Consider the following 14,654-nt stretch of genomic DNA (forward strand, 5'->3'; position numbering starts at 1 on the left):
AAGCTGCCATGAAACAACGTCTGCATAAATTACGTGAGGCACTTACACAAGTTGGAGCAGAGGCGTTTATTACCGAAAAAACAGAGAATCGCTTCTACTTGAGTGGTTTCACCGGATCAACGGGATGGGTGATTGTCACCGAAACAGAGGCGTTTCTCGTCACAGACTTCCGCTATGTGGAACAAGCGCAAGAACAAGCACCTGATTTTACGGTGATAAATAACGAGAGAAAAGCTGTTGAAGCGATGGCAAAGCTTCTGCAAGAAAAAGGGATCAAGCGCTTGGCATTCGAGAGCAGCGTGTCCTTTAGCACCTATCAGGAATGGAACAAAGGATTTGACGGAGTAGAACTGGTGCCAACAAGTGGTCTGCTTGAAAAAATCCGCATGTTTAAAGACGAATCCGAGATGGTTATTATTCGTGAAGCGGTTCGTATCGCGGAAGCGGCATTTACGCATATTCAAGGCTACATCAAGCCAGGTGTGCGTGAATCCGATGTTGCTTTGGAATTGGAATACTTCATGCGCAAACAAGGAGCGACAGGCTCTGCCTTTGATATGATCGTAGCGTCAGGTGCGCGCGGTGCTCTGCCACATGGACGAGCTTCTGAGAAAGTGATTCAGGCAGGGGAAATGGTTACGCTCGACTTTGGTGCTGCTTATCAAGGCTACAATTCCGATATCACACGCACGTTGTCCGTGGGAGAGCCAGACCCGAAAATGCGTGAAATCTACGAAATCGTTTTGCGTGCCCAGCTCGCGGGTTTAGAAGCACTGAAGCCAGGTGTATCTGCAAAAGACGCTGACGCAGCAACGAGAGATATCATCACAGCAGCAGGCTATGGCGATGCCTATGGACATAGCGCAGGTCACGGTCTCGGACTGGAAGTTCACGAGCTGCCAGGGCTGTCGACTGTAAGTACCTTCGTATTGGAGCCAGGTATGCTCGTAACGATGGAGCCAGGCATTTACGTAACCGGACTTGGTGGCGTTCGGATCGAAGACGATGTGTGGATTACAGCTGATGGTCATGAGAACCTGAACAAGTCCACGAAAGAGTTGCTCATTTTGCCTGTGTAATTTATACTTATTCTGTTATTGATTGATTTGGGAGGACTACCATGATCTCTGTAAACGATTTTCGTACCGGTTTGACAATCGAAGTGGATGGCAATATTTATACCGTGCTAGAATTCCAACACGTAAAACCAGGTAAAGGTGCGGCTTTCGTTCGCTCCAAACTGCGCAACCTGCGCAATGGCAACACGACGGAAATGACTTTCCGTGGCGGTGAAAAAGTTAACCCTGCCCGCATCGAATCCAGCACCATGCAATACCTGTATGCGAGCGGAGACGAGTACACTTTCATGAATACGGAAACATACGAGCAAATGACGTTCACTCACAATCAAATCGAGCGTGAACTGCGTTTCCTCAAGGAAAACATGAACGTGCAAATCATGCAGTACAACGGAGAAACAATCGGTATTCAATTGCCGAATACGGTTGAACTCGTTGTAACAGAATGTGAGCCAGGTGTAAAAGGTGACACTGCTTCTAACGTAACAAAGAAAGCAACCTTGGAAACTGGTTTCGTAGTAAACGTTCCACTCTTCGTAGAAGAAGGAGAGCGTCTGATCATCGATACTCGTACGGAAGCATATGTTTCCCGCGCGTAAAAGTACGGATTGCTAGAAAAAGCTGTGCCCAAATGGGTGCAGCTTTTTTTATGTGCTTCTCTTATTGATACCATATTGTAAAAATTATGTAATTGCACTACATTAAGTGATACGGAGAAATAGTAGGGTGGAGGGGTATGGCTTTGAGAACGGAACAAGAAATGATGAGCATGCTGATCGATTTCGCCAGGAAGGATGATCGAATCCGCTTGGTAACTTTGGAAGGGTCACGTACGAACAAAAATATACCCGCTGATCCATTCCAAGATTATGATATTTCGTATTTTGTGACTGAGATGGATTCTTTCAAGGAAAATGATCAATGGCTCGATGTTTTTGGGAATCGGATCATGATGCAAAAACCGGAGGATATGGAGCTTTTTCCGTCCGAGTTAGGGAATTGGTTTTCCTATCTCATGCTATTTGAGGATGGAAATAAAGTAGATCTGACGCTGATTCCGTTAGATGAGACAGAGCCGTATTTTGCAGATAGCGACGGTCTGGTAGAGGTTTTGCTGGATAAGGACGAGCGTATCAAACACGAGGTGCTCCCTTCCGATCATCAATATTGGACCCGGAAGCCAACTGCTAGAGAGTTTGATGACTGCTGTAATGAATTTTGGATGGTCTCTACGTACGTTGTCAAAGGTCTGGCGAGAAAAGAAATCCTGTTTGCGATCGACCATCTCAACGAAATTGCCCGACCGAATTTGCTCCGCATGATGGCTTGGCAAATCGGATGTGAGAAAGGGTTTACGTTTAGTGTCGGGAAAAATTATAAATTTATCGATCACCATCTTCCAAAAGAAGATTGGGATTCCTTACTATCCAGTTATCGCGAAAATAGCTACGCAGACATGTGGGAATCGTTATTCACTTGCTATGAGCTCTTTCGAAAGTACTCAAAAGCAGTGGCAGAAAGTCTCGGATATCCGTACCCAGCTTACGATGAAGCCATTACCAAGTATGCGGAAAATATCTACCATTCTTGGAAGTAATGGATGGAACTCGACCGCCTTTATCAAGGGCGGTTTTCTTTTTGGATGGTATCAATCGATCAAAAAAGCTGGCGAGAAGAAAAAGCACAGAGCTCGTAGACCTTGACAACGCCTACCCAGTCGGAACTTAAAAAAGGGGACTACGCTTGTCGAACACTTCTTCTTTGAGATTCTTCCGCCCGTAGGGTGGCTTTGGCTCGACGGTCCCCTTTTTTAAGTGTAGACGGCCAGTGACCCCCCATGCTGGCGTGTCAGAGTCGAAGAGAACTGTGCTTTTTCTTCTCCTCCACCATGTTGGCTCAAACTTTTTTTAAAAAAGTAATCATTTTTGGAAAGAAAATACAAGTTGATCCGTTAATCCATACGAGCCTGCCAAAACGAACGCTGCGCAGCGAACTTTTTTGAAATGGGAGGACTTCCTTTGCAGGATGATTGGTTGCTCATACAACAGGTACAAAAAGGGAATCGGGATGCCTACGCGTACCTGGTCGACAAGTACAAAGAACGATTATACAGCTATCTTTATCGAATGACGGGGCAGCAGCAGGATGCCCAAGACCTGACACAAGAGGCTTTCATCAAAGCGTACTGTCAACTGGATAAATATAAGCCGACAGATGCTTTTTTGGCCTGGCTGTATCGGATTGCGTCCAACCTGTGTATAGACGCGTGGCGCAAGAACAAGCATTACGCCAAAACACCTTTGGAAGAGACAAGACTGATTGAATCCGATACACCCGAAAAAGCATATTTGGAAAAAGAAAAGCAAGATACCTTGCAGCAGCAAATCATGGCGTTGGGTGAAGAATACCGGGTTGTGTTTTTGCTGAAATACTTGGAACAGATGAGCTACAAAGAGATTAGCGAAATTTTGCATGTTCCGGTTACAACTGTACAAATGCGTATCCATCACGCCAAGAAAAAGCTCCGGGCTAGTATCGCGCAAGAAATGTCAGGAGGTGCTGCTATCTATGAATTGCTCCAAAACTGAAGAGTTGCGCAAGTATTTGACTGATGAGCTATCTGCAGGTGAATCTAGACTGCTGGAACGACATGTCGAAGAGTGCCTGCTCTGTCAGAATCGATTGATGGAGGAAGAGGATAGCAGCGAGGAGTTCCCGAGCCTGCACGTTCCAAGTGCGTTGCCCGCAGATTTTACTTCAAAGGTGATGACAGCGTTAGAGCAAGTGAAATTGCCAAAACCAAAGCCAAACTGGAAAAAAAGGAGTGTAAACATTTTGAAGAAAACAGCGTTAGCAGTAGCGAGTGTCACGGCAATCATTACGTTTGGGTCCATGGTGTCTCCGACTTTTGCGAGCTACGTAAACAGTGTCATACAATCCATACAAGGCATCGACCAAGGAATGAAGCAGGCAGCAGAGAAGGGTTATGTCCAAGAAATCAATAAAAAGGTGACGGATCAAGGAATTACATTGAATGTGAAAGAAGTAGTTGCTGATCCGGTGCGAATGGCTATCTTCGCTCAAGTCGTCGATCAAAATGGCAAGCGGATCCCGTTTGAACCGGGTAAAATCGATGTGAACCTCACGTATAAAACGAAGTCAGGTGAAGAGCTCAATCCAGATGGAGGGGGCTATAGCATCGGGGAGGAAGGCGAATATCTTGTCATTAGTCATGATATCTTCCAATTCCTAAAAGAAAGTAAGACGCAACTGGATGAAATGGTTGTTGGCGTCGACGCAACGATGCTGGATGGAAAAGAAGGCAACTGGAAGATGGAGTTTCCAGTGGATTTGAAAAAGGCGAGAGCGGCAGCAAATGAAACTACGATCGGGAAAGATTTCATGACCCCGCATGGAATTAAGGTAGCGTTGCAAAACATTAAGACTGTGCCTAGTGTTAGTTTGATTGAATTGGAGACAACGTGGACGGAAGAGCGAGCGAAGCAGGTTCAAAAAATAAAAGAAGAAAATGGTTGGGTCGTAAAGGAAAACGCACCAGATGGGTTCACGGATGCAGAGCGCGTGGAGAGATATTTCGTAGACATCGGATTGGCCTATGAGATCTTGGATGAAAAAGGAAAAGTGGTAGCGGGATGGGATGATGCCCTTGCCGGGGATGAAATCAATCAAATTCGCAAAAACACGGTATCTCCCGGTTACCGAGGACAGCTGCATGACGAGGGGAAACGATATACGAAGTTGAATGGCATCGCGCCTTTGGCTGACGACCAAACGTATACTTTCAGGCTGCACTCCCTGTACCTGTTTGAGCCGGCGAAGTTTCAAGCAAGCATACCTGTTGAGAAGCTGGGCAAGGAAAAGGTAACCGTAACGAGTCATGACAGCACGTACACCTTTTCAGGCGTTACGTTGAAAACGACGGAGGGCGAGGAAAAAATAGGGGAACATACGTACAAGGGGAAAGGTGCGATTATCCCGTACACGGCTGTTCTTCCAGAGGGCGTCATCAGGGCAATTGAATGGAAAGCGCAAGGTGATGCCAAGCAAGATTACAAATTGCTCGTCAGACAATCATTCAAGAGAGACAAGGACGGGCGTGTACATGTCAGCGGTACGTTCTTTATCCGTGACATAGAAAAGCTGCCGAAAACTCTGAATCTGGAGCATTTGATGCAATTGCGTCAGTATCAGGGAATGAATTGGGAAGTCCCATTCCAAACGACTGGCAAACGCTAAATCAAAACGAAAACAAATCCCCCTCCTATGCCAAAAAGAGGGGGATTTCACATGTTATCTGCTTCCAAACCACTCCCACAGCTTCAACACAAACGCTGTAATCCCGGCAGCCATCAAAGGTCCGACGGGAATGCCTCGGAAAAACACAATACCGATGATCGACCCAATCACCAGACCGACAACCATTTGCGGTTCAGACCTCAAGAGGTCAAGTCCTTTCCCATTCATCCAGGTGGCAATCGCTCCACCAGCTAGTGCTGTCAGTCCGACTACCGTCGTGAATAGTGGGGTGACGTCCTTCCACGATATTTTTTCGCTGGCGAATGGAACCAGTACGGAAATCGTCAAGAAAAGCAGGCCTAGCTCCAGCCCACGACGTTCCACCGTCGGGAAAAAACGTTCCAGTGCCGTTAGCTTCAACACCAACAATATACTCGCGGCAGTGGCAATAATCGGTGAACGCCCAATAAGACCGATAACGATCAGGATGACGAGCATCACTTCTCCAGACATCATTGGCATCATAACCCCTGTCCCTGTTCTCCTTTCACATTATGAGACAAGGTGTGGGAGTATGCGTTTCTCCTTGATATAGGGAACGATTTGATACTGATCGACTTGAGCACAGTACCGTATATCGCTTGCCAGATGATGCTGGACGAGCCTTTTTCCTGTTGTTGTGTGGGGTAATAGCTCGCTCAGTTTTCCTGCGTAGTAAAGGTAGCTCGCTTTTAGGACTTCACCCAAATCACAAATTTGGATGCTCGGTAACGATTGTTGTGCCTGGGCAATCATCAAGCCAGCAGCCAGACCGTCTTCCAGAGCGAATTCCGACCGGGTACCTGCACAGTACAGTGTAATATCGAGATGATACGAAAGAGCGTGCCGCATGCATGCAGTGGCATTCAAGAAGCAGCCAATCAAGAGAGCAGAGGCACGTTCTGCTTTTTGGATCGCGCGTGTCCCGTTCGTCGTGGTGAGAATAAGCTGGCTTCCCGTTTTCCCCAGAGCTGCAATTTCGGTTGGTGAGTTGTTGCAGTCGAATTCCGGGATTTTCTTACAGTGACGTTCACCAGCCAAAACACAGTCGCCCGTGCGGAGGGAGTTCGCTTGCCCAATTGTTTCGACCGGGATGACGCTACGAAATCCATTGCCTAATGCGGTGACAATCGTACTGGAGGCACGAAGCACATCGATGACAACGACAACATGATTGCTGATCTGTTCAAAACGAATTTCTTCCACGGTCGGCACCACTTCTATTCGCACGGATAAAACCTCCCTCTGTCCATGAGTAGGGCTGTATCGCCGCGCAATCCTCGTCGTAGCGTCTCCACAGAGAATACATCCGTATAGGCAATATTTCCGAGATTAACGTCGCTGCCAATGGCTTTGATGAAGCAGACCTGTTGATCTTTTTGTGGGGCTTCCCAGATCAGGCGGGAGGCTTTTTCTTTGGCCGCCGCGACAATGTCTAAGACGAAGGAATCGTCAATATTGCCGTCCCCGTCACAAACGCCGACGGTCCCACTCTCTCTCGCTTCCACAATAACGTGACTGGCACCATTGTGCAGGTCGAAGCTAAGCGTCTCCAGTAATTCTTCTCGACAAGTGCGATAATCGGCAGCTTTTTTCCCGACTTCCGTGTAGACCACCAGATCATTGTCTAACGCGTAATTGATGGCTTCCTGACGTTGTGCGAAGGATAAAGGGAACGTTCCATCGGATATTTCGACCGCCGTAAAACCGAGGGAGCGAATCAGCTTCATATAATCGGCAATCGTATTATGACGGATGGCAATTTCAAAAAAAGTTCCTCCTGGCATGATTTGTACGCCATTTTGTTTTGCTAGGGTCAATTTTTGGTTGAGTAATTCGAGGGGATACAGAGCGATGGTGCCAAAACCGAGTTTGTATAGATCGATATAGGGAGCAGCCAGCGCTAACAAGTCGGAATAAGCGGTAAGTCCAAGGCCTTTGTCAATGACCATGGTTAAGCCCTTCGCCCGGGGCTTCTCTCGGATTTGCCCGGACGGGTTTGCCCAGCTGTCAGGCAAAAACGATTGATCACACTCTACCATCGGCAAGTTCCTCATTTCTTCTAGGCGTATGGTTCAGTGTATGCCCAGTGGAGGAGAGGAGTGAGGGCAAAAGCCTATAGAGGTTATGCAAAAAGTGCTGAAATGATGTGGTACAGGCATAGAGTGAAAGGAGGGGAGGACGAGACGGTATGTTGGAAAAAGCAATTATGGGTATGGCGGCGCTTAGGGTCTTCTCAGGCAGTATCGAGATCATTGCAGCTTTGCTCATTTTGAAAGTGAACCAGGTCGAAAAAGCACTGCTCATTAATTCGGGTCTTGCGATTGTCGGGCCAATCATTTTGATCACCACTACGACAATCGGTTTATTGGGCATGTCGGATCGGGTTAGCTTTGCCAAAATTGCCTGGATTCTGGTGGGGATCTCCTGCATCTTGATTGGCGTCCGCAAGTAGTTAACCATTTCCTTCCATTGGTAAATGCAAGCACGATGGGGAACGATATGTGGAGAGATTGGATGGGAGGGAATGTGGATGCCAGAATCATTGGCGAATCGAATCGCATACTTGCAAGGGCTAGCAGATGGGTTGGAAGTGGGGGAGAAGAGCCCCGAAGGAAAAATTATGGTAGAGATGATTGAGATTCTAAATGAGGTGCAGGGTCAGCTACGAGAGCTTCACGCGCGAGTGGAAGAGACAGAGGATTATGTGGAGGCCTTGGATGAAGATTTAGAGGACATTGAGCTCTACCTTTTTGAAGATGATGATGACTTGTACGAAACCGTTGTCGATTGTGAGGATGATGACGACGAGTACGCGGCTTTCTACGATTTGGATGATGATGAAGATGCCCAACTGTTTGAAGGACAAGTAGATCCCCATCTCGATACAACCTATGAGTTCGCATGCCCTAGCTGCCAGAAAGAAATCTATCTGCACGAGGGCAAAGATGAGGAAGGTTTCAGACACTATATAATAGAGCCGGTGGATAACAAGAAAACGGATAATTGCTGATCCCAATAGGAAAAGCTTGCACTCGCGTCTAGCACGAGAGCAAGCTATTTTTTTTGCATAAATCTCGTCCACCTCTGCATAGGATGGAGGTAAGTCAAAGTGGACAGAGGCAGAATGCGCTGCAAAAGGAGGGTACCTGATGAATGAGATCTTGACGATATTGCCAGCAACTTTACGCACGATTTTGACGGCCCTTCCTATCGCGGTAAGAGAGAATCTGGAAGAGATTCGGCTTCGGCAAAACCAGCCGCTAGAAGTCCGGTTTGGCCAACAATCTAGCTATGTGACACCGTCGGGGCAAATCACCTCGATCTCCGCGCAAGGTTGGCAATTTTCAGCAGAAGAGGCTGCAAAGCTCTTAAACCAGGTCAGCCAGCATTCTCTCTATGCCTTGGAAGAAGAGTTGAAAAGGGGTTACATCACGGTGGTTGGCGGTCATCGTATTGGCATTGCGGGGAAAGTGGTGCTGGACAAAGGTGAAGTGAAGGGAATCAGAGATGTGACCAGCTTCAACATCCGGATTGCCCGCGAGAAAAAAGGCGCGGCCAGGAAGGTCATGCCGTATTTGTTTGAGGATGGCAAATTGCAAAACACACTGCTCATCTCCCCACCCCAGTGCGGGAAGACAACCTTGTTGCGTGATATGGCGCGAACCATCAGCTACGGAAGCGAGTGGTCTTCAAGTCGCAAGGTAGGAATTGTGGACGAGCGTTCTGAGTTGGCGGGATGCTTGCAAGGAGTTCCTCAACGAGACGTCGGTCCGCGAACAGATGTGCTGGACGCTTGCCCAAAAGCTGTAGGGATGATGATGTTGATTCGCTCCATGTCTCCTGATGTGCTGATTGTGGACGAGGTGGGAAGAGCGGAGGATGGCGACGCAGTCTGGGAAGCGATTCATGCAGGTGTAGCCGTCATTTGCTCGGCGCATGGAGCGAGCGTCAAGGAGGTAGCTGAACGCCCCATGCTAGGCAAGCTGATTCGATATGGAGCCTTTTCCCGCTATATCGTACTCAGCCGGGCACAAGGTGTCGGAAGTATCCAGGCCATCTACGATCAAAGCATGAACCTGGTTGAAAGGGAGAAGGCTGCATGGTCAAGCTGATGGGAGCCGTACTCATCCTGTTTTCGGCGTCGATGGTTGGTTGGCAGATCGGTAAGTATTATGCGAATCGTCCTGTTCAGCTCCGGGCTCTGCTCGTAGCTCTGCAAATGCTCGAAACGGAAATCGTGTTCGGGATGACCCCATTACAGCGGGCGTTTGTGAAGGTAGGTCATCGTGTGTCCGAAGAGGTAGGGAAAGTATTTATTCTGGCGGCTGAATTCTTGCAGACAGAAAAGGCGCACTCGGCTGAGGAAGCCTTGCAACAAGCCATGAATAGACTCTGGACCCAAACCGCCTTGCGCAAACAAGAGCGAGAGGTGCTTGAGAGTCTAGGTCAGGTACTTGGATCATCCGATCGGGAAGACCAGCAAAAGCATTTGCGCCTAGCTGTAACCCACCTGCGAGGGCTGGAAGAGGAGGCTCGTGCAGAACAGGAAAAGTACGAAAAAATGTACAAGAGTTTGGGCTTTTTAGGTGGACTCTTGGTCGTCATCCTGATGTTCTAAAGGCGAGGTGTTCACAGTGGATTTTGATTTGACACCTGTTTTCCAGATAGGAGCAGTAGGGTTCATAACAGCCATCCTGCATACAGTCCTGAAGCAGGCGGGCAAGGAAGATATTGCGCATTGGGCAACTCTGGTCGGATTCATCATTGTCCTGTACATGGTGTCCCATTACATCGGTGATCTGTTCTCCGAGGTAAAACGCGTCTTCCTGTTCAACTGAGGAGGGGCTCCAGATGGAGATTGTACAAATTGTCGGACTAGGACTGGTGGCTACAATTCTCGCGCTAGTCATTAAGGAACAGAAGCCGATGTTCGCCTTTTTGCTGGCGATCGCGAGCGGAGTCATCATCTTTTACTTTCTCGTCGGAAAAATAGCAGATGTCATTCGGATTTTGGAAAGATTGGCGGTTCAAGCAGATTTGAATCTTGTGTTTCTGGAAACGATTCTAAAAATCATCGGAATTGCCTACATTGCTGAATTCGGTGCACAGATGACCCGAGATGCTGGACAAGGTGCGATTGCTTCGAAAATCGAGCTCGCTGGAAAAGTCCTCATACTGGTTATGGCTGTACCGATCATCCAAATCATTATCGAAACAGTGATCGATTTGTTGCCGGCATAAGGGAGGTGGGATGTCCATGGCACACACTTGCAAGCTGATCCTGTTCTTGTTCCTGCTTCTTGCCTTGTTTCCAGTTGCCGTGTCTGCTGCTATGACACCCTCTGTTGCACCCGCAGCCGGTCCGATCAATCAAATCGTGCAGCAACAGGTCGATCACTTGCAGCTAGACCGAGTCGAACAGTATTGGCATCAGTTGCAGCGCGATTATAAAGGGTACTTGCCCGACTTGAAATCGGAAGGCTTTATCCAAATCCTCATGCAGCAAGGTGACTTCAGTATTTCAGGCGTCCTGCAAGGTATGGGCAAATTCATCTTTCATGAGATTTTGATGAATGGCAAGCTGCTCAGCTCCATCATTATCATTACAGTCTTCGCGATGATTCTCGAAACGATGCAGAACGCCTTTGAACGCAATGCGGTATCGACAGTGGCGTACTCGATTACTTATCTCGTCTTGATGGTACTTGCGATCAACAGCTTTCATGTCGCCATTACCTATGCAAAAGATGCAATTGCGAACATGTCTGATTTCATGCTGGCCATGATCCCGCTCGTCATCGCGCTGCTCGCTTCGGTAGGCAATCTGGCATCCGCCACGATGTTTCACCCGCTGATTATTTTCATGATCAACACCAGTGGCATGATGATCTCTTACGTCGTGTTTCCGCTACTGTTTCTTTCTGCGATGCTCTCTATCGTCAGCCTGTTTTCAGAGAGGTACAAAGTCACACAGTTAGCGACCTTGCTTCGCAATATTGCAATGGGTGTCCTTGGCTCATTTCTGACGATCTTTCTCGCTATCATTTCCATACAGGGAGCGACTTCAGCCGTTGCGGACGGGGTCACGCTCCGAACAGCGAAATACATCACGGGCAATTTCATCCCGATAGTAGGTCGTGTGTTCTCCGATGCGGCAGATACCGTACTCAATGCCTCGCTACTGGTCAAAAATGCCGTGGGCTTGGCAGGAGTTTTAATCCTGATCATGCTATGCGCGTTTCCGGCTTTGAAGATACTGGTACTGGCTCTGATCTACAATCTGTCATCTGCCGTACTCCAACCGCTTGGAAACAGCCCAATCATCAGTGCGTTAGGTACGATTGGGAAAAGTCTTTTGTTTGTCTTCGCTGCTTTGGCAACGGTTGGCTTGATGTTCTTTCTGGCGATTACGATCATTATTGCGGCGGGCAACATCTCCATGATGGTTCGGTAGGTGATGAGATGACGTGGTTAACACTGTGGTTGAAAAAAATTATCCTGCTCGTCCTTTTGGCTGCCTTCCTCGATCTGATCCTGCCCAATACGACACTGCAACGCTACGTAAAAATGGTGATGGGCTTGATTCTCTTGCTGACGATCATTTCCCCTGTGTTCAGTCTGTTCAGCCTCTCGCAGGAAGATTTGGCCTTTCGTTTGGATCGCTACCAACAAGAGCTGAACAAGCCTGCCTCGGCAGAGTGGAAACGCATCACCGACAAGCTGCTCGGTCAACAAAACCAACAAATGACTGCTTACGTCCAGTCACAGGTAGCGTCCTCGGTAAAAGCCAGTGTCAAAGAGCAGTACGGCGTAACAGTCGAAGATGTCACGATTACCGTCAATCAGCAAAATCCGGAACAGCCAACCCTTGAGCGAATCGAGTTGGTAGTCGGTGACGCGAACAAGGAAGAGCAAAAAGGGCAGAGCACGATTGAACCGATTAAACCTGTCCAGCCTGTTGAGATTACGATTGGCGACCCCATTGAAGTACAACCTGATCCCAAATCAGATATTGCAGCAACTGCTCAACATGACAACCCACTTTACGCGCAAATCACTAACGATGTCGCTAAAGAGTGGGGGCTTCCGAAGAGTCAGGTCGTCATCAAAGACGAATCGAGAGAAAGAGAGAAACAGTAGCGGATACAGTCAGTGAAGCGAGGTGAAAACAATGAACCAAATGAACCAATTGTGGGAAAAGCTGAAAAATCTGTTCATGAAGCAACAAGGCGAGAAGATGCAGGAAGAAAAGAAAATCGTAGTGGGGAGCAAAGGCAAAAACCAAAAACTAAAGCCGTTGCATTATTTCATCGTCATATTGGGAATAGGCGTAGCCATCATGATTTTGACGGATTTCCTCAGAGTGGAAAAAGATCAGCCACTCGGATTTGGAGATATAGGGAATGAGGCGCCAGGTCCTCCTGGAGGCGATTCAACTTCCCAGGTGCTAGGAGGATCACCGACTACTGATATCATTGCCGAATATGAAAACATTTACGAGACGCAGCTTCGCGATATCCTCGCTTCTGTTGTGGGCGTCGGTGAAGTAGAGGTCATGGTCAATCTGGAATCAACACCAGAGCTGGTTGTGGAAAAAAACCGCAACATTCGTTCCTCAACCAATCAGGAAATGGACAAAGAAAAGGCAACCCGCAATCAAAATGACCAGTCACGAGATGAGCAGGTCGTAATCGTGCAAGGTGGCAAGCAAGATGCCCCCGTTATTGTGAAGACGCTGAAGCCGAAAGTCCGCGGGGTCCTGGTAGTGGCTAAAGGGGCCGATAACATCCAGGTTAAAGCGTGGATCACTGAAGCCGTTCAAAAGGTTTTGGATGTTCCCGCTTATAAAATATCCATTTTGCCCAAAAAAGGGTAGGAGGTAATGGCGAATGATTCTGCGAAAGCAAACGGTATGGTTGTTGACAATGCTTGCTGTCATGGTTGTGCTCTCCGGCTATTACTTGGTGAAGGGGCCGCAAGAACAAGTCCCAACATCAGGACAAGAGCAAGCCGTCCAGAAACAAGAGCAAATTTCCGGCGTGGTGGTTGAATCCAAGCAAGTAGATCACGCCCCACAAGCAACTCCTGTCGATCAAGCTCCAAAGGCAACTCCGGTAGACGAGAAAACGGGCACGAAGGAAGCCAAAACTCCTGCTGCACCAGAAGCGAAGCCAGCGGCAACAAACACGGTCGTTCCAGTAGCAGAAACGGCGAGTGAAATCTTCCAAGGCTACAAAATGAAACGCGAAGCCATGCTGCAGCAACAAAAAGACGAACAGCTCGCAATCGTAAACAGCACGGATTCCTCTCCGCAGGCAGTAGCAGAAGCGATGGCTAAGTTTGAAGAACTGTCCAACATGGAAAGTGCTACGATGACTGCAGAAGAAATGCTCAAGGCGAGTGGCTATCAGGATGCGGTCGTTACTGTCCAAAATGAAAAGGCGACAGTCATTGTACAAAAAGATAAATTGAGCGCAAACGAGGTCGTGGAAATCATTGCAAACGTGAAGCAGCACTTGAATATCCCGGCGACTAACATTAACGTACAATACAAGTCATCCTAATAAAAGCTGCGGTACATTCTCGTTATAAGGGATAGGAGAAACGGGCATGATGGTAAGGATTTTCTCGCTTCTGTTGGAAAAGAAGCGGGGAAATCCTTTCTTGACGTGGTATAGGCAACAGGCTACCATGGATTTATGGTTTGCCAAAAGGATACATAATGGACTCCACGAACCTCTATTGAAAGAAAAGAAGGAGTGCTTGTTCGTAATGAAAATGCATGAAATCCGCGAAATCATTAAGTTAATTGATCAATCATCCATTCAAGAATTTAACTTGGAAACAGAAGGTGCCAAGGTGTCTCTGAAAAAATCCAATGGTACGGAAACGATTGTCGTCACGCAACCAGCGGTTCAAGCTCCTGTTGCAGCACCAGTAGCACATATCCCGGCTCAGCCAGTTGTTGCGGCAGCGCCAGTCGTAGCAGAAGCTCCGAAAGCAGCAGCCGTACAAGCATCGGATGACGCAAATCTCCACAAGATTGTATCGCCAATGGTAGGGACTTTCTATAGCGCACCAGAACCAGGCAAGCCGCCTTACGTACAAGCTGGTGACAAAGTAAATGCGAGCAAAGTTGTTTGCATCGTGGAAGCTATGAAGCTCTTTAACGAAATCGAAGCAGAAGTAAGCGGCGAGATCGTGAAAGTTCTCGTAGAAGACGGTCAATTGGTTGAGTATGGCCAAGCATTGTTTTTGGTGAAGCCAGAATAAGGT

Annotated in this window: 19 protein-coding genes; 16 read left to right on the plus strand and 3 right to left on the minus strand. The window is 47.9% G+C overall.

The genetic code is table 11. The annotated features are described in order from the left end of the window. The first annotated feature begins 8 nt into the window (after window positions 1–8). The 5 genes from HP568_RS05495 to HP568_RS05515 all read left to right on the plus strand — a co-directional run bounded on the left by HP568_RS05495 (window position 9) and on the right by HP568_RS05515 (window position 5,336). Entirely contained in the window at window positions 9–1,079 is a 1,071-nt protein-coding gene (locus HP568_RS05495) for a M24 family metallopeptidase (protein ID WP_173628551.1), read from the plus strand. Between the two features lie 41 nt (window positions 1,080–1,120). Then, window positions 1,121–1,678, plus strand: coding sequence for an elongation factor P (gene efp / locus HP568_RS05500; RefSeq protein WP_048032522.1), 558 nt, complete (start codon window positions 1,121–1,123; stop codon window positions 1,676–1,678). 143 nt (window positions 1,679–1,821) lie between these two features. Beyond that, entirely contained in the window at window positions 1,822–2,676 is an 855-nt protein-coding gene (gene ant(6), locus HP568_RS05505) for an aminoglycoside 6-adenylyltransferase (RefSeq protein WP_173628569.1), read from the plus strand. 421 nt (window positions 2,677–3,097) lie between these two features. Beyond that, entirely contained in the window at window positions 3,098–3,667 is a 570-nt protein-coding gene (locus tag HP568_RS05510; RefSeq protein ID WP_173628552.1) for an RNA polymerase sigma factor, read from the plus strand. After that, window positions 3,648–5,336: a DUF4179 domain-containing protein gene (locus HP568_RS05515; RefSeq protein WP_173628553.1), complete on the plus strand. Its 1,689-nt coding sequence runs from the start codon at window positions 3,648–3,650 to the stop codon at window positions 5,334–5,336. The genes HP568_RS05510 and HP568_RS05515 overlap by 20 nt, the downstream gene beginning before the upstream one ends. 54 nt (window positions 5,337–5,390) lie before the next feature. Here HP568_RS05515 and HP568_RS05520 read toward each other — a convergent pair whose 3' ends face one another. From HP568_RS05520 to comA, 3 genes are read right to left on the minus strand one after another with little or no spacing between them, the layout of a single operon-like run. Next, entirely contained in the window at window positions 5,391–5,852 is a 462-nt protein-coding gene (locus HP568_RS05520) for a DUF441 domain-containing protein (protein ID WP_048035783.1), read from the minus strand. 36 nt (window positions 5,853–5,888) lie between these two features. Continuing rightward, a complete protein-coding gene (locus tag HP568_RS05525; protein ID WP_048032526.1) occupies window positions 5,889–6,605 on the minus strand; it encodes a 2-phosphosulfolactate phosphatase in 717 nt (238 codons plus the stop codon). Then, a complete protein-coding gene (gene comA / locus HP568_RS05530; RefSeq protein WP_048032527.1) occupies window positions 6,596–7,417 on the minus strand; it encodes a phosphosulfolactate synthase in 822 nt (273 codons plus the stop codon). Before comA ends, HP568_RS05525 begins: the two co-directional genes overlap by 10 nt. 149 nt (window positions 7,418–7,566) lie before the next feature. On the opposite strand from comA, the gene HP568_RS05535 reads away from it, so the two are divergent. From HP568_RS05535 to accB, 11 genes are all read left to right on the plus strand, one after another. Next, a complete protein-coding gene (locus HP568_RS05535; protein WP_007725730.1) occupies window positions 7,567–7,830 on the plus strand; it encodes a YqhV family protein in 264 nt (87 codons plus the stop codon). A 78-nt stretch (window positions 7,831–7,908) separates the two neighbouring features. After that, window positions 7,909–8,388 carry a CD1247 N-terminal domain-containing protein gene (locus HP568_RS05540; protein ID WP_048032528.1) on the plus strand — a complete coding sequence of 160 codons (480 nt, stop codon included), beginning with the start codon at window positions 7,909–7,911 and terminating at the stop codon, window positions 8,386–8,388. Window positions 8,389–8,527: 139 nt separating this feature from the next. Further along, a complete protein-coding gene (gene spoIIIAA / locus HP568_RS05545) occupies window positions 8,528–9,490 on the plus strand; it encodes a stage III sporulation protein AA (RefSeq protein ID WP_173628554.1) in 963 nt (320 codons plus the stop codon). Then, the gene (gene spoIIIAB / locus HP568_RS05550; protein ID WP_056492541.1) at window positions 9,478–9,996 is read left to right on the plus strand and encodes a stage III sporulation protein SpoIIIAB; all 519 of its coding nucleotides are present in this window, start codon (window positions 9,478–9,480) and stop codon (window positions 9,994–9,996) included. The genes spoIIIAA and spoIIIAB overlap by 13 nt, the downstream gene beginning before the upstream one ends. Window positions 9,997–10,012: 16 nt before the next feature. Next, entirely contained in the window at window positions 10,013–10,216 is a 204-nt protein-coding gene (gene spoIIIAC / locus HP568_RS05555; protein ID WP_007725726.1) for a stage III sporulation protein AC, read from the plus strand. A 13-nt stretch (window positions 10,217–10,229) separates the two neighbouring features. Then, the gene (gene spoIIIAD, locus HP568_RS05560; protein ID WP_016739903.1) at window positions 10,230–10,619 is read left to right on the plus strand and encodes a stage III sporulation protein AD; all 390 of its coding nucleotides are present in this window, start codon (window positions 10,230–10,232) and stop codon (window positions 10,617–10,619) included. A 16-nt stretch (window positions 10,620–10,635) separates the two neighbouring features. Then, window positions 10,636–11,832, plus strand: coding sequence for a stage III sporulation protein AE (spoIIIAE, locus tag HP568_RS05565; RefSeq protein WP_048032531.1), 1,197 nt, complete (start codon window positions 10,636–10,638; stop codon window positions 11,830–11,832). Between the two features lie 8 nt (window positions 11,833–11,840). Continuing rightward, a complete protein-coding gene (gene spoIIIAF, locus HP568_RS05570; protein ID WP_173628555.1) occupies window positions 11,841–12,518 on the plus strand; it encodes a stage III sporulation protein AF in 678 nt (225 codons plus the stop codon). A 40-nt stretch (window positions 12,519–12,558) separates the two neighbouring features. Beyond that, on the plus strand, window positions 12,559–13,254 hold the full coding sequence (spoIIIAG, locus tag HP568_RS05575) for a stage III sporulation protein AG (RefSeq protein WP_173628570.1): 696 nt from the start codon (window positions 12,559–12,561) through the stop codon (window positions 13,252–13,254). Window positions 13,255–13,267: 13 nt separating this feature from the next. After that, a complete protein-coding gene (locus tag HP568_RS05580; RefSeq protein WP_048032533.1) occupies window positions 13,268–13,942 on the plus strand; it encodes a SpoIIIAH-like family protein in 675 nt (224 codons plus the stop codon). A 208-nt stretch (window positions 13,943–14,150) separates the two neighbouring features. Next, window positions 14,151–14,651 (plus strand): acetyl-CoA carboxylase biotin carboxyl carrier protein, encoded by a 501-nt coding sequence (accB, locus tag HP568_RS05585; RefSeq protein WP_048035785.1) that lies wholly within the window; start codon window positions 14,151–14,153, stop codon window positions 14,649–14,651. The last annotated feature ends 3 nt before the right edge of the window (window positions 14,652–14,654 follow it).

Source organism: Brevibacillus sp. MS2.2, assembly GCF_013284345.1.
GTDB lineage: Bacteria > Bacillota > Bacilli > Brevibacillales > Brevibacillaceae > Brevibacillus > Brevibacillus brevis_C.